Here is a 22156-nt window from a genome sequence, read left to right as displayed (position 1 = left end):
GCGGCGGCCGCACGGCCGGGCAGCGCTCGACGCCGGCCGCCGCCGTGTGATGGGCATGACTCTCGTGTCTCACGGGGTGTCAGCTGGGGTGGGCGGGGCATACAAGTGGTCCGGAGCCCGCGCCCGGCGGCGCCCGCCTGTGGCAGGGTCTCCGGCGTAGATCACCGGCGGCGGGGACCGGTGATGGGCGGGGGAGGTCATGCATGGCGGCCACGGGGGAAGGCGGCCTGAAATCGGTCAACCATCTCGTCACGGCGCTCAAGGAGTTCCGGTGTCTGATCGACCCGGACTCCCGTGCGCTGTGTCTGGAACTGGTCGCCAGGGAGCTGGAGTCGGAGCTGCCGGTCCGCAACCACCGGGTGACCAACCACTTCCTGGTGGAGCTGGCCCGGGAGTGCCTGGACAACGCGCGCGTGATGCGGGCGCTGCGCGAGTCCCTGGAAATCCTCTCGCCGGGCGCGCCGGCCATGGAGCGGCTCGACTCGGCCATGGAGCAGATGACGGCCCGTCCGGCGCTGCCGCCGGACGCGACGGACCGGCTGCGCTCGCTGCTGGAGGGGCTGGAGGTGGCGCATCTGGCACGGCTGTGCCGGGGCGCGGCGGGGCCGCTGCAGGAGGTGCCGCCGGTCACCGGCCCGTGGGACGCCTTCGAGACCCTGGCCCGGATGAACGCGCGGCCGGACGGGCTGACGCCGGGCCTGGCCCTGGTCGAGTACCTGGCCGCGTCGGCCCGGCCGCTGGAGCTGGCGGACCGCCTGCGGAGCTGGGCGGACGAGCAGGCGCGCGAGCTGTCGCTGACCTCGGAGCTGAGGTCGCTGCGGCAGCAGGTGGGGCACGCCGCCCTCGCCGAGTCGGTCGACGCGTACCTGGTCATCCAGCTGTTGCCGCAGGACGAGCCCGGCCGGTACGAGCTGTCCTCGTGGCACGCCTACGACCCGACGGGCTGGTATCCGGTCCGCGGCCCGGTCAGCAAGGTCACGGCCGCCACGGCCGAGCGCGCCGTGCAGGACCTGGTGCACGAGGCCGCCGTGGAGTGGGAGGACGCGCGCTGTATCCACCTGGAGTTCGTGCTGGGCGCCGAGGACCTGGATCTGCCGGTGCACCTGTGGCGCCATGAGCTGGACAGCGACTTCGCCACCCCGCTGTGTTCGAGCTACCCGGTGGTCGTACGGAGCCTGGAGCGGAGCCAGACCAGGCGGTGGTACGGGGCCTGGAAGAAGCGGTGGCAGACCTTCCGCTCGCAGCCGGAGCGGTCCCGGCAGCTGGTGGTGGACGGGCCGGATCCGGACAGTCCGCGCTCGGGTGACCCGAGCGCCCTGGTGGCCCGGCTCAACACCGACCAGCATGTGTTCGCCCTGGTGCTGAACGCGCCGCCGGGCGCGAGCCTGGAGGGCCGCCGGCAGGCCTCGGCGGCCTGGCGGGCGGGCATTCCCGTGGTCGTGTGGGACCGGCGTCATCCGCGGGATCCGGACCTGGTCCATCAGTTGAGACAAAAACCCGTGGAGGCCAGCGGGGATCTGGCACGGCTCCGCGATGCCGTGAAAGAGTTGCGGATGGAGGCCCAAGCCATCGGGTCCGCCGAGCGCGAGCAACACCTTGGACAGCACGTCATGATCGTTTGGGACGATCCGACCCGTCCCGTGGAGACACAGGGGCGAGCGGCGGGGCCGGACGAGGGGGGCAGTCGATGACCGACGCAGGGCCGAGGCGTCACAACGGACACGCCAACGGTGATGCGGGCCCCGGCGCCCGACTCGGCCCGCCGTCGGGCGGCATACCCCGGCCCTGGTGGATCTATTCAGGGCACCGGAAGGCCGCTGCACGACGTCAGTCTGGAAGAGATCCTTCCGCCGCCGCCTCCCTGGCGCACCTTCAACGGCTTCTCCCCGGGGCCCGCGGACGGGTCCGAGGCCGGAGCGCGGGCGCTGTCCGACGCGGGGTTACCGGCCGAGGGGTTATCGGCCGGCGGCGCGTCGGGCCACGGGTCGCCGGAGGGCGACGAGGCGCCGACCGAGCCGCCCGCCCCGCCCGAGGACGAGCAGGACGCCGCCCGGCGGCTCGGCGCCGCGCCCCTGGGCATGCGGTCGGACCCCGAGGAGGCCGACGTCGTCAACGCGGCGCTCATTCTGCGCCGCCCCCTTCTGGTGACCGGCCGCCCGGGCACGGGCAAGTCCACGCTGGCGTACCGCATCAGCAGGGAGCTGGGCCTCGGCCGGGTGCTGCGCTGGCCGATCACCACCCGTACGACCCTGCGGTCGGGCCTGTACGACTACGACGCGGTCGGCCGCGTGCACGCCGCGGCGGCCGGACAGGCGGCGGACCCGGAATTCGGGGGACGCCAGGAACCCGGCCCGGAGGACATCGGGGACTTTCTCCAACTCGGCCCGCTGGGCACGGCGATGCTGCCGCACCGGCTGCCCCGCGTCCTGCTCATCGACGAATTCGACAAAAGCGATATCGATCTGCCCAATGACCTCCTCGACATCTTCGAGGCCGGCGAATACACCATTCCCGAGCTGGTGCGCATCCGCAGCCGCCGACCCGCCGTCCGGGTCCTCACGGACGACCCGGACCGCAGCGCCGTCATCGCCTCCGGGCGGGTGCGCTGCCGCGCGTTCCCGGTCGTCGTCATCACCAGCAACGACGAGCGGGAATTCCCGCCCGCTTTCCTGCGCCGATGTCTGCAGCTGCGGCTGCCCGACCCGGACACCGACCGGCTCGCCGCGATCGTGGCCGCGCACCTGGGCCGGGCGGACGATCCGCGCGCCCTGGAACTCATCCAGATGTTCGTGGAGCGCAGCCGGCTCGAAGGCGGCCTGGCGGCCGACCAGTTACTCAACGCGGTGTACCTGGTGACGTCCCAGGCCCGCGTGCCGGGCCCCGACTGGGAGGAGCTGCTGCACGCCATCTGGCACCGCTTGGACGCAGCAGGCCCGACATGACACAGGACCCGGGCGACAGGTCCTCCGAGCGCGGCAGGCCGGACCTGGACTGGCAGCAGATCGCCGACTCGTTATGGCTCGCGGTCTGCCGGGCGGAGACCGATCCCGGGGCCGGCCGCCCCGCCCCCGCACCGCCCTCCGCCGAGTCCACCGCCGAGGCACCGCCCCGCGCCCCGGACCCGCCGCCGGGATCGCCGCAGGAGGCGGAGGAGGACGAGGAGCCCGAGCCCGAGGGCGAACTGGTCCTGGTCGCGCCGCGCCATGTCGAGCTGGTCGGCCTCCCGGCCCCGCCCGGCGAGACCTTCGGCCAGGCGGTGGCCACCGATGTCGCCGTGCCCCTCCCCCGGCCGGCCGCCGTCTCCCCGCCGACCGCCGAGCGCGCCCTGTCCCGGGCGCTGCGGCCGCTCAAGCGCACCTCGCCCTCGCCGGTCCACACGGAGGTGGACGAGGAGGCCACGGCCGAGCGCGCCGCCCGCGAGCGGCTCTGGCTGCCCAGGTGCGTACCGGTGCCGGAGCGCTGGATGGACGTGGTCGTGGTCGTGGACTGCAGCAGCTCCATGGTGGTGTGGCGGCAGACGGCCCGCCGGCTCGTCACCGTCCTGGAGCGCACCGGCGCCTTCCGTACGGTGCGGGTGCGCCGCGTCAACGCCGACCGCCCGCTCCCGGCGGAACCGGCGGGGCGCCGCGAGGGGGCCGGGCGGGGCGGCGCGCGCTCGCCGGTGGACGGCATCCCGCCGCGCGGCAGGCGGGCCGTCCTGGTCCTGACCGACGGCATCGGCACGGCGTGGGGGGACGAGACCGGCAAGCGGGCGCTGGCCCGCTGGGCGCGGCAGGCCACGGTCGCCGTGGTGCACGTGCTCAACCAGGGCCGCTGGCACCACACCGGGATCGCCCCCGAGCGGGTGCGGGTGCGGGTGCCCGAACCGGGCGCGCCCAACGGCACCTGGCGAAGCGGCGACGGCGCCCCCTGGCCCGGGGGCGAGCCGCCGGTGCCGGTGCTGGAGCTCGAGGCGCGGTGGCTGGGCCGCTGGGCGCGGCTGGTGACCCAGCCGTCGGCGCACGGCCGGGACACGCTGGCGCTGCTGCCGGGGGTGCCGGCCGAGCGCTGGGAGCGGGAACCCGAGCCCACCGCCCGGGACCGGGTGTTCCGGTTCCGGGCCACCGCGTCGCCCAGGGCGTTCCGGCTCGCCTCGCGGCTGGCGGCCGCGCCGCTGAACATCCCGGTGATGGAATTCGTCCAGGGCATGCACGAGCCGCAGGGCAGCCCCGGCGAGCTGGCCGAGATCCTGCTGGGCGGACTGCTGCGCAAGGTCGGGTCGGCGGACCCGATGGACGAGACCGGGATCGGCTACGAGTTCCACGACGGGGTGCGGGAGTTGCTGCTCTCGGCCGGGATGCGCGACGAGTCGCTGTACGTCCTGCGCAGCGTCCTGGACCGGCTGGGCCACCGCTGGAAGCCGCTGCACGTGCTGCGGGACGCCCTCAGCCATCCCTCGGGAACCCTGCCCGAGCTGCCGGAGACCGAGCGGCTGCTGCCGTACATGCGCGTCCAGGAGCAGGTCTACAAGGCGCTCTCGGGGCCCTATCTGGAGGGCGCGCGGACCTTCCGCGCACGCGTGCTCGCACAGCAGGCGCTCGGCCGCTCGGGCGAACGCCGCCACGATCCCGTTGAAGACCCGCCGAATGGGGGAAGTTCGAACCCCGAGGTTGCCGTGACTGACTCCACAATGTCCCGAGGTTCCCGTACCGACCCGTCCTCCCCGAAGGACGATTCATCACCCCCGTCGGCGCACGGCGCGCCGGGCGCGGCGGGTGAGCACCCGAGAGGAAGTTTTGTGCCCGTGACCGCTGCCCGGTCCCTGCCCGCCGTGGAGGAGCGCCGCGCCGGGGATCCCCCGGCCATCTGGGGGAACGTACCGCCCCGGAACAACAACTTCACCGGGCGACAGACGTTGCTCGACACCTTGCACGAGCGTCTGAGCAGCGAGGGCACCGCCGCCGTGCTCCCGGAGGCCCTGCACGGGCTCGGCGGGGTGGGCAAGTCGCAGATCGCCCTGGAGTACGTGCACCAGCACGCCTCCGACTACGACGCGGTGTGGTGGATCCCGGCGGAGCGCCCGGAGCAGATCCGCCAGGCGCTGGTGCAGCTGGCCGACCGGCTGGGCCTGCAGGTCGGCATGGAGACGAACGTCGCGGTGCCGAGCGTGCTGGAGGCGCTGCGCACCGGCCGCCCCTGCCGCGACTGGCTCCTGGTGTTCGACAACGCCGAGGAGCTGGAGACGGTCCGCCCCTTCTTCCCCACCGGCGGCCCGGGCCGGATCCTGGTCACCTCCCGGAACGCCCAGTGGTCGCGGGCCGCCCGCACGGTCGAGGTGGACGTCTTCGACCGGGAGGAGAGCATCGAGCTGCTGCGGCGCCGGGGCCCGGAACTGCCGGACGAGCAGGCGGACCGGGTGGCCGAGGCGCTGGGCGACCTGCCGCTGGCCATCGAGCAGGCGGCCGCCTGGCTCACCGAGACCGGCATGCCGGTCGACGAGTACCTCCACGTCTTCGAGGACGAGCGGGCCGATGTCAGCACCCGGCGCGCCGAGTTGCTGGCCCAGGGCGTCCCGGTCGACTACCCGGAGCCGGTCGCGGCGGCGTGGAACATGTCGCTGCGCCGGCTCGCGGAGCACCATCCCGGGGCCCTGCAGCTGCTCCAGGTGTGCTCCTTCTTCGCCCCGGAGCCCATCTCGCGGCGGCTGTTCTCCGGGGTCCGAGGGGTCTCCCTCTCCCCCGAACTGTCGGAGGTGCTGCAGGACCCGATCAAGCTCGGTCATGCGATCCGTGAGATCAACCGCTACGCGCTGATCAAGATCAATCACCGGAACAACACCATCGAGATGCACCGGCTGGTCCAGGCGGTGCTGGTGGGCCAGATGTCCCCCCAGCAGCAGGCGGACATGCGGCACAGCGCCCATGTGTTGCTCGCCTACGGCGACCCGAACGACGTCGCCCCCGTCAACTGGCCGCGCTACGCGGACCTTTTGTCCCACGTCCGCGCCTCCCGGGCGCTGGAGTGCGACGACAAATGGGTGCGGCAGATGGTGCGCAACCTGATCAGGTTCCTGTTCGTCTGGGGAGACCACCAAGGTGCCAGCGAGTTCGGCAGTCAGGTGGTCGAGGCCTGGCGCCAGTCCCTGGGCGAGGACAGCCTGGAGACGCTGTCCGCGTCCCGGACCCTCGGCCACGCCATGACCTCGCTCGGCCACTACGAGGAGGCCCGGGAGCTCAACGCCAGGATCCTGGAGCTGCTGCGGGCCCACCCCCAGGCGGGCGAGAACCACGAGGACACCATCGCGACCATGGGAGCGGTGGCGAACAGCGCCCGGCTCCAGGGGGACTACGCCAAGTCCGTCGAGTTGGAGAAGGACCGGTGGACCAGGGCTCTCCGGGTTTTCGGTGAGGAGGACCCGTACACCGTCGGCGCCGCGAACGACTACGGTCTGGCGCTCCGCGCCGTCGGCGACTTCGCGCTCGCCCAGGAGATCCACCAGTCCGCGCGCGACACCGCGGCCATCGTCCTCGGGGAGGACTCCCTCACCACGATCCTGCTCGCCACCCACCTGTCCAGTGACGTCCGCGGCAACGGCCAGTACCACGCCGCCCGTGCCATGCAGGAGGAGACCTTCGCGCGCGCACTGCGCACCGTGCCACCCAACGCCCCCGTATTCGTCAACGCGATGCGCACCCTGGCCGTGGCCCGTCGCAAGGCGGGCGATCACGAGGGGGCGATCGAGCTGACCCGGCAGGCCCTGGAGAGCTACCGGCTGCGCTATGTCGAGCCCAACCTCGACATCACCACGGCGGAGATGAACCTCTCCATGGATCTGCGCCAGAACGCCGACCTGGCGGGCGCCCGGGAGCTCGGCAGGAAGTCCCTGGAGGACCTGCGGGTCATCCTCGGCCCCCGGCACCCCTACACGTCGAGCGCGGCGACCAACCTGGCCGTCACGCTCCGACTGCTGGGCGAGACCGAGGAGGCGCTGGCGCTCAACAAGGAGACGCTGCCGGTCTTCGTCGAGACGCTCGGGGCCGCCCATCCATCGACCCTCGCCTGCGCCATCAACCTGGCCAGCGATCTGTACACGCTGGCGGACTACGAGGAGGCGCACAGCCTGGACAGCGAGAGTCTCGCCGTCTGCCGGGAGCGGCTGGGCGAGGACCACCCCACCACGCTGGCGTGCGCGGTCAACCTGTCGGCGGACCTGCGGGCCCTGGGCGAGAGCCGGTCGGCCGAGGAGCTGCACAACGACGCCATGGAGCGGTTCCGCCGGGTGCTTGGCACCCAGCACCCGGCCACCATCGCGGCGGCCCGGGGCATCCGCGCGGACTGCGACCTGGAGGCGTACACGTTCTGACGGGACGCCCCGCGTTCAGCGGCGAGTCCCGATCCAGCGCGCGAGAGCGACCGGGTCGGGACCTCCGCCGACCGGGCCGCTCAGCGCCCGGTGCACCGCGAGCACCACTTCCGGGCAGTCCAGCAGCGCCTCCTTGGCCGGGCCCGCGGGCAGGGTCAGGGCGAGCCCTGACCAGGCGGGGAGGTCGTCGGGGCGCTCGGTGAGACGGTCGTGGTAGCCGCGCAGCGCGGCCGCGGTGTCACCGGCGGCCCAGTCGAGGTCGGCCCTCAGCGGGGCGACCGTGCCGTCGAACGGGTGCTCCTCGGGGTTCTTCCGGAGCAGGGCGAAGTCCTCCGGGTCGCGCAGACGCAGCCGGATCAGGGCCGGGCGCGCCGACGCCGCCGTCCGGCACGCCCGCAGCACGGTCGCGGGAAGGACGTCCGGCGCGGGCCGGCCCAGCCGCCACGCCTTCGCCCACTGCTCGGTCCGCTCGGGGTCCGGTCGCAGATGATGCAGCCGGTAGAGCAGCCGGTGATCGAGGTTGAGGTCCTCGGCCGCGCGCAGCGGACCCTCCGGCACGGGCTCTATGAGCCACGCGGCCAGCCGGCCCTCGATCCCCCGCACAAATCGGTCGCCCAGGGCGGTGAGTTCCGCATGTGCCTGGAGCGTCCGCAGCCCGCGCGAAGTCTGCGCGCGCCGCAGCGCGAACTCGAAGTCCGAGACGGCCCGTACCCTCTCGTCCGCCACCACCTGCCGGTGGGCCTGCCAGAAGGCTGTGACACCCAAGAAGGCGTAGACGCCGTGCAGCAGACCGCGCAGCGGCCGGGGATCCGCGCGCCAGGGCGCGTAGTGGTTCTCCTCCATGCCGCCGTGCATCAGAGGCACCAGGTCCAGCAGAGCGCTCAATTTGATGTGCTGGGCCTCATGGATCAGCGAGGCGGCGAGGGTGGCCGAATCGGTCGGAGGGTTCAGCAGCACACAGCCGCAGGCCTCGGGCGACGACGCGCTGAACGGTTCCGCGCGAGCGGGATATCGCACGGGAACGACGGAGACCAGACAGCCAGCGACCCCCGCCGGATCCACGTTGCTCTGCCGGGCGACGAGTGCCCAGGCGCTGTCGAAGTGGTCCTGCCACCGCCGTAGCTCCGGCGCGCTCAACCGCGCGGGTGCGGCGGGCCGCAGAAAGTCCCGGTAGGGGTCGAGGTCGTCCAGGTACGGCGAGCAGGGATGATCGGGGTGCCGACCGTGCAGCCGTCTCAGTGGGTGCCAGCCCTCGGCGTCCCGGGTGAGGTCGGAAGGCAGCGGCACCGTGTGCGAGCCGGCCCGTACGGCTCGGCCGGCCGCGTGGTCGGCGACGATCTCCGCGACGGGGGAGTCGTGGCCCGGGAGGTCGGCGAAGCCCAGGGCGGGCAGCATCACCCCGCCGTCCCGGACTCCGACCGCGATCCGGAAGTCGATCCCCGCGAGCAGGGCCGCCGAGGCGGCCACGGTGTGCAGATAGCCGGTCTCCAGCCACAGCGGGACCTCGTCGGCCGCCTCCTCGGCGACGCCGCGCAGCCTGCGCAGACAGCGGCTGAGCCAGGCGCCGGCCTGGGGGTGCAGCAGCAGGCGCGCGACGCTCGACGGGCTGCGCCGCTCGGCCCGGATCAGCAGCCGCCACGCCTCGCGCGGCGCGGGCAGCGGGCCCGGCACCTGGGGGTGGGTGGAGGCGAGCTGGGTCAACGCGCGTAGCAGCAGCATGAGACGGCTGCGCTGACCCGCCCGTAACTCGGCGATCGCGGCCGCTCCCCCACCGCCGTGTGCCAATTCCCCGAAGCAGGCCGCGGACAGCCGGTGGTGACGGCTCTCCGGGGGGGTGGCCGGCGGCGGGCCGCGGTGCGGGGCCGGGAGCGGGGAGGGAGGGCCGGCTGAATAGTCCGCCGGCATGAACGCCTTTCTCGGTGGGGTGAATTCCGTCGGGCCACCCCCGGATTCCATCAACAGTCCGATGAGGACGCGGCGGCGGTCGCGAGTGTCGGCGGGGACTGTACGCGTTCGAGCAACCGCCGGGTCGCGAGGGTGAACTCCTGACCGTCGCCCAGTTCTTCAAGCGTCGTTTCCGAGAGGTCCACCAACTCCGTCTCGACCCCGGTCGCCGCTCGCTCCATGACATCGTCCCCCTCTGGACACTCCGTGCCGGCTCAGGCGAGGCCCCTTCACATGGTGGCCCACCCGATAATGATTGCGGAAGGGCGAAAGGGGCCAGTGGGTGTCGGGCCCATCAAGATTTTCGGCCACCTGGGGGCGTCATCTGGCCGCGCTTCCCGGCCAATTCATTTCCGGCGCGTCGGGCCGGGCGCGGGGAGGCCGGGCGCGGGGAGGCCGGGCGCGGGGAGGGGGCAGCGGGCCCGCGCCCGGCCGGGGGTGCCGGGTCAGGGCCGGGAGCCCGGTTCGACGGCGGTGACTTCGAATACGCCGCCGCAGACCTGGAAGGAGCGCGCCGAGGTCTTCATGGAGCCGTAGGAGTCCGGCGGGTAGACGCGAATTTCGGACGCGGTCCGCCAGCAGGGCTTGTCGGACACGCCTTTGTTCAGGGTGTGCAGACTCGCGTAGGCGCTGCCGCCGGGTTTCAGGACGACCGTGGGTCCCGCCGCCCCGCGGCGCTTGGCGGGTTCGCCGATAGCGGTGCCGGGGCCGTCGAGCAGCGATACGCCGGGAAAGCCGGTCAGGGTGCAACTGGCGTCACCGGTATTGGTGAAGGCCAGGGGGACATAGACATTGCCCGCGCCGATATCCGCCCGGCCGGTGGACAGGTTCAGCCGGTCCTTCGAGCAGATGCGGCGGGCGGCGGGGGCGGCGGACGCGGCCTCGGTGGCGACGGACGGCTCGGCCGCCTTCGGCGCCTTCGTGGCGGCCCGGTCGGTCGAGGCGGGAGCGGCCTTGTCGTCCCGGCCTCCGCCGGGCGGGGCGGTGGGGTGCCGGGGGGCGCTCGCGGCCGAGCTGGGAGCGTCGGCCGAGCCGGGTGGCGCCGGCGCCCCGGACTTCGTATCGGCGCCGCAGGCCGTGACGGTGGCCAGCGCGCCGACGAGCAGTGCGGATACGGATAAGGCCGACGGCCGACGCCTCGTGGGCGCCCCGCCGTTCCGCTGTGCCATGGACAACCTCCTGTAGGTCGGGCATCCGGCGGCTCATCTGCCACCACGCCGAGTGCCCCGGCAGCCCCCGTCCATTCCCCTTCGGGCTCCCCTTCCCCCCATGAGCACCCTTATGTCCCCCACGGCATTAATCGCATAGCGGCGGTGATTCGGCATTGCGGATGCCCCGCCGCGATCACCGTCACAATCGCCCCGTCCGAAGCACGGTGACGCGGATCGCGGTGCATCGCCGGCCTGATCGATTTCCGGCCACAGGTCCGTCGAGACCTTGTCGTGACCAAAACGATGTGTTTACTGTGCCGCACCCGCCGGATTCCGTGCGGGGGCCTCCTCCGCCGGAGCGCCGAGTCCTGCCGTGGCGGAGGAGTGACACGACGACCTGTCACGGCAGGAGCGGGGGAACCAGGAAGGCGCCGGGCCACGCCACGTCGGGCGGCACGGCTAGGGGTGAAGCCACGTCACGGTGCCGGGGGCACCGAGCAAGGCGCGGCCGGGCAACTCCCGCCCGAACCCGACAGCTCACCTCGCAGGCGTCAGGAGAGGATGAGCTCAATGGCTGCACGCGGACGTCACCGCAGGCCCCGGCCCCGCCGCGTCTCCCGCGCCTCCCTCGCGTTCACCGCGGGCGGCGCCGGCGTCGCGCTGCCCCTCATAGGCGTCGGCCAGGCGAACGCCGCCTCCGTCGACACCTGGGACAAGGTGGCGGAGTGCGAGTCCACCGACAACTGGAGCATCAACACGGGGAACGGCTACTACGGCGGCCTGCAGTTCTCCCAGTCCACCTGGGAGGCGTTCGGCGGGACGGCCTACGCGGCGCGGGCCGATCTGGCCACCAAGGCCCAGCAGATAGCCGTCGCCGAGAAGGTGCTCGACGCCCAGGGCCCCGGCGCCTGGCCGGTCTGCTCGGTCAAGGCGGGCCTGACCCGCGGCGGTCAGCCCGCGGACGTCTCCCCCGGCACCGCGGCCTCCAAGGCCGCGCCCAGGACCACCCCGAAAGCCGCCCCGAAGGCCACCGCCGCACCGAAGGCCGCCCCCAGGACCGGCACCGAGGCCGCCGACCGGAGCGCGGCCGCCGCGGGGCGCTCCGGCTCCTCGTACACCGTGGTGAGCGGCGACACGCTGTCCCGGATCGCCGACGCGCGGGACGTGGACGGCGGCTGGCAGCGGCTCTACGACGCCAACCGCCGGGTCATCGGCGGCGACCCGGACCTGATCCACCCCGGCCAGAAGCTCACCCTCGACGCGAGCCGGGCCCCGGCCGGGCAGGCCCACCAGACCCGGCCGCGGGCCGGGCAGCCGGACCGGGCCGAGCAGACCGAGCAGGCCGCGCAGCGGGCCAAGCAGGCGGAGCGGGCCAGGCAGCGGGCCGAGCAGGCGGCTCAGCAGCGGGCGGAGCAGGCGCGGAAGGCGCGCGAGCGGGCCGGGCAGTCGGGCTCGTCGGCGCACTCCTCGTCGTCCTTCACCACGCCGGTCGCCGGCCATGCCATCGGCACCGCCTGGGGCGTCCCGGGCAGCCACTGGTCAAGCGGCCACCACACCGGCGTGGACTTCCCCGTGGCCACCGGCACCCAGGTGCGGGCGGTGGGCTCGGCGGAGGTGGTGGCCGCGGGCTGGGGTGGCGCGTACGGCTACCAGGTAGTGCTCCGCCACCCCGACGGCATGTACACCCAGTACGCGCACCTGTCCTCGCTGTCCGTCCACGTCGGCCAGAAGGTGAGCGGCGGCCACCAGATCGGCAGATCCGGGGCGACCGGCAACGTGACCGGCCCGCACGTCCACTTCGAGGTGCGCACCGGCCCCGACTACGGCTCGGACGTCAACCCGCTCGCCTATCTGCGGTCCAAGGGCGTCCAGATCTGAGGGTGTTCGAGGGTGATCCTCTGAGGGGCGTCTCCGAGGGGCGTCTCCGAGGGGGCGTCCCGTACGAACGGAACGGTGCTCTGCCGCGGCCCGATGGCCGCGGCAGGCCCGCCCTACATCACCAGATGTGCCTTCGCGTGCGTGACCTCCTCGATGTCGCCGCCCGCCTTCGAGATCAGCCGGTGAGCGAGGTTGTTCAGCGCCCGCGCCGCCGCGATCTCCTCGCCGACCCGCGGCTGTGCCGGGTCGTCGGGGTTCCGGTTCGCCCGGCCCTGAGCCAGCATCTCGGTCCCGTCGTGCATCCTCAGCCGGACGACCGCTTCGGTCAGCGGGCCGAGCTCACGAAATTCCATTTCGATGTCGCATCCCACGATCGTCTCCATCGCGGTCATCACCTCCTGCGTCACTTACCAGGATGCGCCTCACCTGGCATTCCGGGCGACCGGGACAGCAGGTCGACGACCTCCGCGTCGCTGGTCTGGGAGAAGTCCTCGTACCACTCGCCGACCGCCGAGAACTCCGCCGGGGTGGACAGGCACACCACGTCGTCCGCGTCCTGCCGCAGCGCCTCGGCGGCGTCCGGCGGCGCGACCGGGACGGCGAGGACCACCCGGGCGGCTCCCTGGGCCCGGGCGACCCGGCAGGCGGCCCGGGCCGTGGCGCCGGTGGCGATCCCGTCGTCCACGACGATCACCGTCCGGCCGCCGACCGCGACCCGCGGCCGACCGCGCCGGAACCGCCGCGCCTGCCGGGTCAGCTCCTCCTGCTCGTCACGCTCCACCTCCGCCAGCTCCTCCTCGCGCGCCCGGCTCATCCGCACGATCGCGTCGTGCACCACGCGCACCCCGCCCTCGCCGATGGCGCCGAAGCCCAGCTCGCGGTGGAAGGGGACGCCGAGCTTGCGCACGATGATCACGTCCAGGGGGGCCTCGAGCTCCCGCGCGACCTCGAAGCCCACCGGCACCCCGCCGCGCGGCAGCCCGAGCACCACCGGGTCCTCGTCGGCCAGCGGCCGCAGCCGGGCGGCCAGGCGCCGCCCGGCGTCCGCGCGGTCGACGAAGATCATGATCACCCCCAGCGCAGGAGACCGGACCGAAGAGCCGGCCGCCCGTCGCCTCGCCCGGCCCCCTTACGAATCAATCCGAGAATGCGCCCGTCCGCAAACCGGCGGGGACCCGGTCGGCCCCGCCGGCGCGCGCGAGTGGGCGGGGGCGGCCCACCCTGGAGCCATGGAGAACGCCACGGATCCGAGCGAGTCCGGCCATCTCGTCTTCGTGGACTCGTACGACGCGGACAGCAGATACCGGCGGGTCTGGCTGCGGGGGCTGGGCTGGGAGCCGATGGAGCGGGAGGAGTTCGAGCCGCGGGTGCGCCGCCTGTTCCCGGACATCGACCTGGACGACCCCGGGCAGGTCCACTGGGTCGACCGGCCCGGCCAGTGGCCGCCCTGGCACCCGGGCGAAGCATGACCGTCCTGGTCGGCACCTCGGGGTGGCAGTACAAGGACTGGCGCGAGGTCCTGTATCCGGCCGGCTGCCCGCAGCGGCTGTGGCTGGAGGAGTACGCCCGGGGCTTCGCCACGGTCGAGTCCAACAACGCCTTCTACCGGCTGCCCAGCCGCGAGCAGTTCGCCGCCTGGCGGGACCGCACCCCCGACGGGTTCGTGATGGCCCTCAAGGCCAGCCGCTTCCTCACCCACATCAAGCGGCTGCGCGACCCCGAGGAGCCGGTCGGGCGGCTGATGTCGCACGCCGAGGGCCTCGGGGACCGGCTGGGCCCGGTGCTGCTGCAGCTGCCGCCCACCCTGCGCGCCGACAGCGGGCTGCTGGACGCCGCCCTGGGCTGCTTCCCCTCCGGGACCCGGGTGGCCGTGGAGCCCCGTCACGACTCGTGGTGGACCGACGGGGTCCGGAAGGTGCTGGAGCGGCGCGGGGCGGCGCTGTGCTGGGCGGACGCCGGCTCCCGGCCGGTGACCCCGCTGTGGCGCACGGCCGGGTGGGGCTATCTGCGCTTCCACCACGGGCTGGCCCGCCCCGCGCCGCGCTACGGCCGCCAGGCGCTGGCCGCCTGGGCGCGCCGGGTGGCGGACGCGTGGCCGGAGGGCGCCGAGGTCTACGCGTACTTCAACAACGACCCGGGCGGCGCGGCCGTACGCGACGCGGTGGTCTTCGCCCGGGCCGTGGACCGGCTCGGCCGCCGGGTCAGCCGCACGCCCTCCCTGTGACCCTCCGCGCCACCCCTACTCCTTGACCGCGCCGCCGAGCATGCCCTCGATGAAGCGGCGCTGCAGAGCCACATAGACCACGACCACCGGAAGCGCGATGAGCACCGAGGCCGCCGCGAGCAGCGCCGCGTCGGAGCTGTGCTGCCCCTGGAAGAAGGCGAGCCCCAGCGGGACCGTGCGGTGCGCCTCGCCGCTGACCATGACCAGCGCCATCAGGAACTCGTTCCAGGTCCACATGAAGGTGATGACGACCATGGTGGAGATGGCCGGGCGGCCCATGGGGACCAGGACCCGCCACAGCGTGGTCCAGCTGTTCGCGCCGTCGATCCGGGCCGCCTCGATCACCGCCCGGGCGCTGCCCCGGAAGTAGGTCCGCATCCAGAAGACGCCGAAGGCGAGGGACTGCGCGGTCTGCGGCAGGATCAGCGCCCAGTAGGTGTCGGTGAGCTCGGCGTACCGCAGGTCGAAGTAGAGCGGTACGACCAGCGCCTCCTGCGGCAGCGTCAGGCCGATCACGAACAGGTAGAACAGCACCGTGGAGCCGGGGAAGCGCATCACCCCGAAGGCGTACGCGGCCAGGACGGCCAGCACGGTGGTGGCCGCCACCACGGCCGCGGTCACCAGGACCGAGTTGCCGAGGTAGGTGCCGAAGTGGCCGCGGTTCCAGGCGTCGGCGAAGTTGCTCCAGTGGAGTCCGCCCTCGGGCAGCGAGAAGCCGGTGTGCAGGGAGTCCTGCGAGCCGAAGGCGGTGGAGAGGATGCCGATGACCGGGGTGAGCGCGATGACGGAGAAGAGGGCGAGGATGCCGTAGGTGACAGTGCGTTCGAGGCGTGTGGTCATGACCGCCGCCCTTCCACGAGCCGGGAGACCGTGACGGTCAGGACGAAGATCAGGACGGTGAGGGCCACCCCCACGGCGGCCGCCGAGCCGACCTGGTTGGTCTCGAAGGCCCGGTGGTAGACCTCGTAGGCGGGCACGGACGTGGTGTTTCCGGGGCCGCCGCTGGTGGTGATGTAGATGAGGTCGAAGTTGCGCAGCCCCGCCACGATGGTGAGGGTCAGCGCGACGGCGATCTGCGGCCGCAGTCCGGGCAGGGTGACGGAGAAGAACTCCCGCACCGGCCCGGCGCCGTCCATCCGGGCGGCCTCGTACAGCTCGCGCGGGATGCGCTGGGCGCCCGCCAGGAAGAGGACCATGCACAGCCCGGTGCCGACCCAGGTGCCGACCACGCCGACGGCGGGCAGGGCCCAGTCGTAGTCGCCGAGCCAGGGGCGGGCGAGCGAGCCGAGGCCGACCGCGCGGAGCACGTCGTTGAGCAGCCCGTCCGGGGCGAGGATCGAGCGCCAGGCGACGCCGACCACGACCAGCGCGAGGACCTGCGGCAGGAAGAGGACCGTGCGGAAGAAGGTCATGCCGCGGACCCGGGCGCGGGACAGCGCGGCGGCCAGCAGCAGGCCGATGGCCACCGGCAGGGCCGAGTAGAAGACGAGGAGCAGCAGCGCGTGGGCGAAGGGGGCGCGCAGCGCGGGGTCGGTGAACAGGTCGCGGTAGTTGTCGAAGCCCGCGGAGGTGGCGACGGTCAGGCCGTCCCAGTGCACGAACGACAGCCAGACCGACTGCCCGAAGGGGTACAGCAGGAAGGCGGCGTACAGCAGGAGGGCGGGCAGGATGTAGAGGTAGCCGATGGCGCGCGGCTCGCCCGGCGCCCGCCGGCGCCCTCCCGCGGTGTTCGGGAGGCGCTTCATCGGGGCTCCGCCGGGGCGGGGGTGGCCGCGTGGCGCTCGCGCTGTTTCTTCATGAAGGCGCCGTAGTCCTTCTGCAGGGTGGCGGCGAACGCCTCGGGCGAGGTCTTGCCGCTGATGACGCCCTGGAGCCCGGCGGTGATGGTGTCGAAGAAGGTGGGGGTGGAGTAGTCGAGGTAGGGGACCAGCCCGTCGGCGGCGCTCAGCCGCTTCCACCCGGCGATCATCTGGCCGTCCACGGTGTCCGGCTTCACCCGCTCGGCGGCCGCTCCGGGCACCGCGGGCAGCACGCCGTGGGCGGTCATGACGTCGGCGGCGTGTTCGTCGGTGATGAAGTCGAGGTAGGCGGCGGCGACTTCGGGGTGCTTGGAGCGGGAGGTGATGGACCAGGCGAGGCCCTGGCCGCCGGTGGTGACGGGGGCGGCGCCGGCCGAGGCCGGGGGTGGCGTCATCATGCCGAGCTTGTCGCCCATGGCCTTCTTCAGGTCGGCCAGCTGCCAGGTGCCGGTCAGCAGATAGCCGCCGTCGCCGGAGGAGAACTTCTTGGCGGCGTCGTCGTAGCCGAGTCCGTTGGCGCCCTTGGGGAGGTAGCCGCGCTTGGTCCAGTCGGCGAGGGTGGCCGCCGCGTCCTTGGTGGCGGCGGTGTCGAAGCCCGAGCCGCGGCCGAGGACGGTGTCGCGGGCCTCGGCGCCGGCGAGCTGGTCCTGCAGCACGCCGAAGGTGTGGATGGCCGGGTACTTGTCGAGGTTTCCGAACTGGATGGGCTGTGCGCCGCGGTCCTTGAGGCGGGCGAGGCTCTCGGTGAACTCGCCCCAGGTCCTGGGCGGCTGGACCCCGGCCTTCGCCAGCACGTCCTTGTTGTAGTAGAGGCCGATGTACTCACCCGTCTGGGATATGCCGTACAGCCGGCCGGTGCCGAAGTCGGTGCCGTCGGCGGAGACCCGGTTGAGGTTGAGCAGGGTGTTGGGGTAGCGGGTGTTCCAGGCGTAGATGCCGGCGTAGTCGTCGAGCGGGGCGAGCAGCCCGGCCCGGACGAAGGACACCATGTCCGGGTAGCCCTGGTTGGCCTGGATGACATCGGGCGGGTTGTTGCCGGAGACGGCGAGCTTCAGGGTGGTCTTGAGGTCGTTGAAGCTGCGCGCCACCCGCTTGATGGTCACATTGGGGTACTTGCGGTGGAACTCCTTGTTGAGCTGCTCCAGTTCCCCGTTGGTGCCGCCCCGGATCTCCTGGTCCCAGACCGTGAGGGTGACCTTCCCCGCCTTGGCCGGGTCCGGTACGGCGGTGGCGGGGCCGCCGCCGGGGCCGTAGGCCATCGAGCCGTCGGTGCCGGGCACACAGGCCGTGGCCAGCAGGGCGAGCCCGGCGGCGAGCAGGGCGGGCACGGCTCGGCGGCGTATGCCGCGCGAGCCGGTACGGGGACGTCCCATCAAGGTCTCCTTCAGGCGTATCGGTGGACTCGCGGGCATCGTCACACGCCCCGGAAGCCGATGGTGGGCAGCGCCCGCAGGCGCGGCCACTCGCGCACCCCGGCCGGAATCAGCTCGTCCAGGAACCGGTAGCGGCGCACGAGTTCGCCGCAGTCCGCGCCGTCCTCGGCCTGTCGCGCGGTCAGCGCCCACCAGGCCGCCACCTCCGCCCAGCCGGGGGCGGCCAGCGAGCCGCCGAAGTGCTGGACCGAGAGGGCGGCGGTGAGGTTGGCGAAGGCCAGCCGGTCGGCGAGCGGCCAGCCCGCGAGGGTGCCGGTCATGAAGCCCGCGACGAAGACGTCACCGGCTCCGGTCGGGTCGAGGGCGGCCACGTGCAGCCCGGGCACCTCGGCGCTCTCCCCGGTGAGCGAGTCGATGGCCACGGCGCCCTCGGCGCCCTTGGTGACCACCGCGATGGGCACCAGGTCGGCCAGCGCGCGCACGGCCTGCTCGGGGGTGTCGGTGCGGGTGTAGCGCTGGGCCTCGGCCGCGTTGGGCAGGAAGGCGTGGGCGTGGGCGAGGTCGGGCAGCGCGGCGAGGTCCCAGCGGCCGGAGTCGTCCCAGCCGACGTCGGCGAAGACGTGGCTGCCCTGCGTGTGGGCCCGGCGCACCCAGTCGTCCTGCCGACCCGGCTCGAAGGAGGCCACGCAGGCGCGGGCGGGCGGCGGGGCGGCGGGGCCGGCGGGCGGCGGGGCCGGGTGCTCGTGGGTCACCATGGTGCGCTCGCCGTCGTAGGCCATGGAGACGGTGACCGGTGAGTGCCAGCCGGGCAGGCGCCGGGAGTGGCTGAGGTCGACGCCCTCGCCGGTGGCCAGGGACTCCCAGCAGTAGTCGCCGTACACGTCGGCGCCGAAGGCCGCGGCGAGGGTGGTGTGGAGGCCCAGGCGGGCGAGGGCGGTGGCCATGTTGGCGATGCCGCCGGGGCTGGAGCCCATGCCGCGGGCCCAGGTCTCGGTGCCGCGCACGGGGGCGTGGTCGAGGCCGGTGAAGATGATGTCGAGGAACACCGTGCCGGTGAGATAGACGTCGTGCTCGGGGTCTCCGGGGGCTCGCAGGGCGGCCAGCGGGTCTATGGAATCTGCGGTTCCGGCAGTGCTCACCGGCGCGCCCTTCCTGTGGGTCGTGCTGTTCATGTCGATCTGTTCATGTCGATCTGCGTGAGCGACACCTTGCATGGCCCGAGCGCCGATTGCAAGAGGTCGATCACACTCGCGCAAACCCGCTCACGTGGAGTAGGTTTGCCGCCATGTTGCGAGAGACCCGGCACGAGAAGCTGCTGAGCATCCTCGGCGAGGAGGGCGTGCTGCCCATCGGGGAGATCGCCAAGAGGCTCGGGGTCAGCGAGGCCACCGCCCGCCGGGACCTGACCGAGCTGGGCCGCGCCGGCCGGCTCACCCGGGTCTACGGCGGCGCGGTGGCCACCTCGCGCCCGGACGACGAGCGGCCCTTCAGCGAGGTGGAGGTGGACGACCTCGCCGACAAGACGGCCGTCGCCCGCCGGGCCGCCCGGCTGGTCGCCGACGGGGACGTGGTGCTGCTGGACATCGGCACCACCACGCTCCAGCTCGCCAAGCTGCTGCGGGGCCGCCCGGTCACCGTCGTCACCAGCAATCTCGCCGTCTACGAGGAGCTGCGCGACGACCCCGAGGTGACCTTGATCCTGCTGGGCGGGCAGGTGCGCAGCAACTACCGGTCCATGGTCGGCTTCCTCACCGAGTCCAACATCCGCCAGCTGCACGTCGGCCGGCTCTTCCTCGGCGCCAGCGGGGTGCTGCCCGACGGGAGCGTGCTGGACAGCACGCATGTGGAGGTGCCGGTCAAGCGCGCCATGCTCGCCTCGACCCGCGAGGTGGTGCTGCTGGTCACCGCCCGGAAGTTCCCCGGCGACACCGGGCTCGCCCGGATCTGCGGGCCGCAGCAGATCGACACCCTGATCACCAACAAGACATCAGACCCGGCGACCCTCGAGGTGTTCCGCGAGGCCGGTGTGGAGGTAGTGACCGTATGAGGCTGACTGTGCTGGGCGGCGGCGGATTCCGTATGCCGCTGGTGTACCGGGCCCTGCTGGAGGACACCGGGGACGACGCCGGGCGCTGCACCGAGCTGGTCCTGTTCGACACCGACCGCGGCCGGCTGGACGCGATCGGCGCGGTGCTGGCCGAGCAGGCCGCGGGCCGCCCCACCGCCCCCGCCGTGCGGGCCACCACCGACCTCGACGAGGCGCTGCGCGGCGCCGACTTCGTCTTCTCCGCCATCCGCGTCGGCGGCCTGGCGGGCCGGGCGCGCGACGAGCGCGTACCGCTGGCCGAGGGCGTCCTCGGCCAGGAGACCGTCGGCGCGGGCGGGGTGCTGTACGGGCTGCGCACCCTGCCGGTGGCCCTGGAGATCGCCGAGCGGATCGCCGCCGTGGCCCCCGACGCCTGGGTCATCAACTTCACCAACCCGGCCGGGATGGTCACCGAGGCCATGCAGCGGGTGCTCGGCGACCGGGTGATCGGCATCTGCGACTCCCCGGTCGGGCTGTGCCGCCGCGCCGCGCGGGCGCTGGGCGCCGACCCGGGCCGGGCCGCTTACGACTACGTGGGCCTCAACCACCTCGGCTGGCTGCGCGGGGTGATCGTGGACGGACGGGACCGGCTGCCCGAGCTGCTGGACGACGCCACGGCCCTGGAGTCCTTCGAGGAGGGCAAGCTCTTCGGGGCGCGGTGGCTGCGGGCGCTGGGCGCCCTGCCCAACGAGTATCTGCACTACTACTACTTCAACCGGGAGGCGGTGACCTCCATCCGCAGCGCCCCCGCCACCCGCGGTGAGTTCCTCCGCGACCAGCAGGCCGGCTTCTACGAGCGGGCCGCGGCGGCGGGGCGGTCCGGCGGGACCGGGGCGCTGGAGCTGTGGGAGCGGACCCGCCTGGAGCGCGAGGCCACGTACATGGCCGAGAGCCGGGAGGCCAGCGGCGGCTGGCAGCGCGACACGTGCGACCTGGACGGCGGCGGCTACGACCGGATCGCGCTGGCCATCATGCGCGCCATCGCCCGCGACGAGCGCGCCACGCTGATCCTCAACGTCCGCAACCGCACCGCGGTCCCCGGCCTGGACGCGGACGCCGTGGTGGAGGTCCCCTGCCTGGTCGACGCGGGCGGCGCCCGGCCACTGGCCGCCGGCGCGGTGGCGCCGGACCAGCTCGGGCTGATGCTCTCGCTCAAGGCCGTGGAGCGCGCCACGATCGCGGCGGCGACCAGCCGCGGCCCCGCCGCCCGCGCCCAGGCGCTGCGCGCCCTCGCCCTCCACCCCCTGGTCGACTCGGTCAACGTCGCCGACCGCATCCTCGACGCCTCGGGAGCGCTCCCCACCCCATAGCACATGCCCGAACGGGCTTTCCCCAGTCTTCCAGGTACTCCGAACGCGCCCGGTCGGGCGCCGTTCGTGCCCTCTTCACAGAAACGGGCGACGAACGGGCCCGACGGGCGCGTATTCGGTCATCCCCGTACTTCGCCGATCCTCGCCGCAGCCCCGTCGACCAGGCACGACGACGCCCCCGCTCCGGGCACATCCGGGCACGATCCACCCGGTGCCGGCCCTGGCTTCCCCGTTGCGGGTTTGTAAAACTGCCACGCAAGACAGCAGCAGGCAGGAGGTGCGGGGTGGACGCGGAGGAACGTCGTCGGGAGATCCTCGACGCGGCCCGGCGTGCGGGGTCCGTGGACGTCGGCAAGCTCGCCGCGGACCTCGGGGTCTCCAAGGAGACCGTGCGGCGCGACCTGCGGGTGCTCGAGGACCACGGGCTGGTGCGGCGCACCCACGGCGGCGCCTACCCGGTGGAGAGCGCCGGCTTCGAGACCACCCTCGCCTTCCGGACCACCATGCACGTCCCGGAGAAGTCCCGCATCGCCGCGGCCGCCGCCGAGCTGCTCGGCGACGCCGAGACGGTGTTCATCGACGAGGGCTTCACCCCCCAGCTGATCGCGGAGGCCCTGCCCCGCGACCGTCCGCTGACCGTGATCACCGCCTCGCTGGCGGCCGCCGGCGGCCTGGCCACCCGCGAGAACACCACCGTGCTGCTCCTGGGCGGCCGGGTCCGCGGCGGCACCATGGCCACCGTCGACCACTGGGCCACCCATATGCTCTCGGGCTTCGTCATAGACCTGGCGTTCATCGGCGCCAACGGCATATCCCGCCAGTACGGGCTCACCACGCCCGACCCGGCGGTCAGCGAGGTCAAGGCGCGGGTGGTCAAGGTGTCCCGGCGGAAGGTGTTCTCCGGGGTGCACAACAAGTTCGGGGCCGTCAGCTTCTGCCGGTTCGCCGATGTGTCGGACTTCGAGACCATCGTGACGGACACCGGGCTCCCGCTGACCGAGGCCAATCGCTACTCGCTGCTCGGCCCGCAGATCATCCGCGTCTGAGGC

At 73.2% G+C, this 22156-nt stretch carries 15 protein-coding genes, 2 pseudogenes and 1 riboswitch; of the genes and pseudogenes, 9 read left to right on the top strand and 8 right to left on the bottom strand.

Annotated elements, in window-relative coordinates:
- The first annotated feature begins 203 nt into the window (after positions 1–203).
- The 3 genes and pseudogenes from ABFY07_RS23300 to fxsT all read left to right on the top strand — a co-directional run bounded on the left by ABFY07_RS23300 (position 204) and on the right by fxsT (position 7342).
- The gene (locus ABFY07_RS23300; RefSeq protein ID WP_065966465.1) at positions 204–1691 is read left to right on the top strand and encodes a VMAP-C domain-containing protein; all 1488 of its coding nucleotides are present in this window, start codon (positions 204–206) and stop codon (positions 1689–1691) included.
- Positions 1688–2942 (top strand): annotated as a pseudogene (locus tag ABFY07_RS23295) (AAA family ATPase). Before ABFY07_RS23300 ends, ABFY07_RS23295 begins: the two are co-directional and overlap by 4 nt.
- Positions 2939–7342 carry an FxSxx-COOH system tetratricopeptide repeat protein gene (gene fxsT, locus ABFY07_RS23290; protein WP_346176347.1) on the top strand — a complete coding sequence of 1468 codons (4404 nt, stop codon included), beginning with the start codon at positions 2939–2941 and terminating at the stop codon, positions 7340–7342. The pseudogene ABFY07_RS23295 and the gene fxsT overlap by 4 nt, the downstream one beginning before the upstream one ends.
- A 15-nt stretch (positions 7343–7357) precedes the next feature.
- Here the strand turns inward: fxsT and ABFY07_RS23285 are convergent, their stop codons facing one another.
- Positions 7358–9061: an HEXXH motif domain-containing protein gene (locus tag ABFY07_RS23285; protein ID WP_346176346.1), complete on the bottom strand. Its 1704-nt coding sequence runs from the start codon at positions 9059–9061 to the stop codon at positions 7358–7360.
- 671 nt (positions 9062–9732) lie between these two features.
- Positions 9733–10455, bottom strand: a complete 723-nt coding sequence (locus tag ABFY07_RS23280; protein WP_346176345.1) for a DUF4232 domain-containing protein — start codon at positions 10453–10455, stop codon at positions 9733–9735.
- Positions 10456–10820: 365 nt separating this feature from the next.
- Positions 10821–11002, top strand: a riboswitch (cyclic di-AMP (ydaO/yuaA leader).
- Positions 11003–11007: 5 nt separating this feature from the next.
- On the opposite strand from ABFY07_RS23280, the gene ABFY07_RS23275 reads away from it, so the two are divergent.
- On the top strand, positions 11008–12315 hold the full coding sequence (locus ABFY07_RS23275) for a transglycosylase family protein (RefSeq protein WP_346176344.1): 1308 nt from the start codon (positions 11008–11010) through the stop codon (positions 12313–12315).
- Positions 12316–12428: 113 nt separating this feature from the next.
- On the opposite strand, the gene ABFY07_RS23270 is transcribed toward ABFY07_RS23275, so the two are convergent.
- Entirely contained in the window at positions 12429–12698 is a 270-nt protein-coding gene (locus ABFY07_RS23270) for a dsRBD fold-containing protein (RefSeq protein WP_065966461.1), read from the bottom strand.
- 44 nt (positions 12699–12742) lie between these two features.
- Positions 12743–13381, bottom strand: a pseudogene (locus tag ABFY07_RS23265) (phosphoribosyltransferase); the annotation flags it as partial.
- 163 nt (positions 13382–13544) lie between these two features.
- On the opposite strand from ABFY07_RS23265, the gene ABFY07_RS23260 reads away from it, so the two are divergent.
- Positions 13545–13784, top strand: a complete 240-nt coding sequence (locus ABFY07_RS23260) for a hypothetical protein (RefSeq protein WP_065966452.1) — start codon at positions 13545–13547, stop codon at positions 13782–13784.
- Positions 13781–14539: a DUF72 domain-containing protein gene (locus tag ABFY07_RS23255; RefSeq protein ID WP_346176343.1), complete on the top strand. Its 759-nt coding sequence runs from the start codon at positions 13781–13783 to the stop codon at positions 14537–14539. The genes ABFY07_RS23260 and ABFY07_RS23255 overlap by 4 nt, the downstream gene beginning before the upstream one ends.
- A gap of 15 nt (positions 14540–14554) precedes the next feature.
- Here the strand turns inward: ABFY07_RS23255 and ABFY07_RS23250 are convergent, their stop codons facing one another.
- Genes ABFY07_RS23250 through ABFY07_RS23235 form a run of 4 tightly spaced genes read right to left on the bottom strand, consistent with a single transcriptional unit; the run spans position 14555 to position 18883 of the window.
- Positions 14555–15379 (bottom strand): carbohydrate ABC transporter permease, encoded by an 825-nt coding sequence (locus ABFY07_RS23250; RefSeq protein WP_346176342.1) that lies wholly within the window; start codon positions 15377–15379, stop codon positions 14555–14557.
- Positions 15376–16284: a carbohydrate ABC transporter permease gene (locus ABFY07_RS23245; RefSeq protein ID WP_346176341.1), complete on the bottom strand. Its 909-nt coding sequence runs from the start codon at positions 16282–16284 to the stop codon at positions 15376–15378. The genes ABFY07_RS23250 and ABFY07_RS23245 overlap by 4 nt, the downstream gene beginning before the upstream one ends.
- Entirely contained in the window at positions 16281–17711 is a 1431-nt protein-coding gene (locus ABFY07_RS23240; RefSeq protein ID WP_346176340.1) for an extracellular solute-binding protein, read from the bottom strand. The genes ABFY07_RS23245 and ABFY07_RS23240 overlap by 4 nt, the downstream gene beginning before the upstream one ends.
- 41 nt (positions 17712–17752) lie before the next feature.
- On the bottom strand, positions 17753–18883 hold the full coding sequence (locus ABFY07_RS23235; protein WP_428836993.1) for a carbohydrate kinase family protein: 1131 nt from the start codon (positions 18881–18883) through the stop codon (positions 17753–17755).
- 113 nt (positions 18884–18996) lie between these two features.
- Here ABFY07_RS23235 and ABFY07_RS23230 point away from each other — a divergent pair, with 113 nt between their 5' ends.
- The 3 genes from ABFY07_RS23230 (at position 18997) to ABFY07_RS23220 (ending at position 22153) form a co-directional block, all read left to right on the top strand.
- Positions 18997–19758 carry a DeoR/GlpR family DNA-binding transcription regulator gene (locus ABFY07_RS23230; protein ID WP_065966447.1) on the top strand — a complete coding sequence of 254 codons (762 nt, stop codon included), beginning with the start codon at positions 18997–18999 and terminating at the stop codon, positions 19756–19758.
- Positions 19755–21107, top strand: coding sequence for a 6-phospho-beta-glucosidase (locus tag ABFY07_RS23225; protein WP_346176338.1), 1353 nt, complete (start codon positions 19755–19757; stop codon positions 21105–21107). Before ABFY07_RS23230 ends, ABFY07_RS23225 begins: the two co-directional genes overlap by 4 nt.
- 284 nt (positions 21108–21391) lie before the next feature.
- Positions 21392–22153, top strand: a complete 762-nt coding sequence (locus ABFY07_RS23220; protein ID WP_065966445.1) for a DeoR/GlpR family DNA-binding transcription regulator — start codon at positions 21392–21394, stop codon at positions 22151–22153.
- Positions 22154–22156 lie beyond the last annotated feature (3 nt).

Origin of the sequence: Streptomyces sparsogenes subsp. cuspidosporus (genome assembly GCF_039532705.1) — a bacterium.
Taxonomy (GTDB): Bacteria; Actinomycetota; Actinomycetes; order Streptomycetales; family Streptomycetaceae; genus Streptomyces; species Streptomyces sparsogenes.
This window is presented reverse-complemented; position numbering and strand designations above follow the sequence as displayed.

What these genes read in the sequence shown, in the direction of transcription:
- ABFY07_RS23300 (WP_065966465.1), top strand. Translation starts at nt 204, where the DNA reads ATGGCGGCCACGGGGGAAGGCGGCCTGAAATCGGTCAACCATCTCGTC.
- fxsT (WP_346176347.1), top strand. Translation starts at nt 2,939, where the DNA reads ATGACACAGGACCCGGGCGACAGGTCCTCCGAGCGCGGCAGGCCGGAC.
- ABFY07_RS23285 (WP_346176346.1), bottom strand. Translation starts at nt 9,061, where the DNA reads ATGCTGCTGCTACGCGCGTTGACCCAGCTCGCCTCCACCCACCCCCAG.
- ABFY07_RS23280 (WP_346176345.1), bottom strand. Translation starts at nt 10,455, where the DNA reads ATGGCACAGCGGAACGGCGGGGCGCCCACGAGGCGTCGGCCGTCGGCC.
- ABFY07_RS23275 (WP_346176344.1), top strand. Translation starts at nt 11,008, where the DNA reads ATGGCTGCACGCGGACGTCACCGCAGGCCCCGGCCCCGCCGCGTCTCC.
- ABFY07_RS23270 (WP_065966461.1), bottom strand. Translation starts at nt 12,698, where the DNA reads ATGGAGACGATCGTGGGATGCGACATCGAAATGGAATTTCGTGAGCTC.
- ABFY07_RS23260 (WP_065966452.1), top strand. Translation starts at nt 13,545, where the DNA reads ATGGAGAACGCCACGGATCCGAGCGAGTCCGGCCATCTCGTCTTCGTG.
- ABFY07_RS23255 (WP_346176343.1), top strand. Translation starts at nt 13,781, where the DNA reads ATGACCGTCCTGGTCGGCACCTCGGGGTGGCAGTACAAGGACTGGCGC.
- ABFY07_RS23250 (WP_346176342.1), bottom strand. Translation starts at nt 15,379, where the DNA reads ATGACCACACGCCTCGAACGCACTGTCACCTACGGCATCCTCGCCCTC.
- ABFY07_RS23245 (WP_346176341.1), bottom strand. Translation starts at nt 16,284, where the DNA reads ATGAAGCGCCTCCCGAACACCGCGGGAGGGCGCCGGCGGGCGCCGGGC.
- ABFY07_RS23240 (WP_346176340.1), bottom strand. Translation starts at nt 17,711, where the DNA reads ATGGGACGTCCCCGTACCGGCTCGCGCGGCATACGCCGCCGAGCCGTG.
- ABFY07_RS23235 (WP_428836993.1), bottom strand. Translation starts at nt 18,883, where the DNA reads ATGAACAGCACGACCCACAGGAAGGGCGCGCCGGTGAGCACTGCCGGA.
- ABFY07_RS23230 (WP_065966447.1), top strand. Translation starts at nt 18,997, where the DNA reads ATGTTGCGAGAGACCCGGCACGAGAAGCTGCTGAGCATCCTCGGCGAG.
- ABFY07_RS23225 (WP_346176338.1), top strand. Translation starts at nt 19,755, where the DNA reads ATGAGGCTGACTGTGCTGGGCGGCGGCGGATTCCGTATGCCGCTGGTG.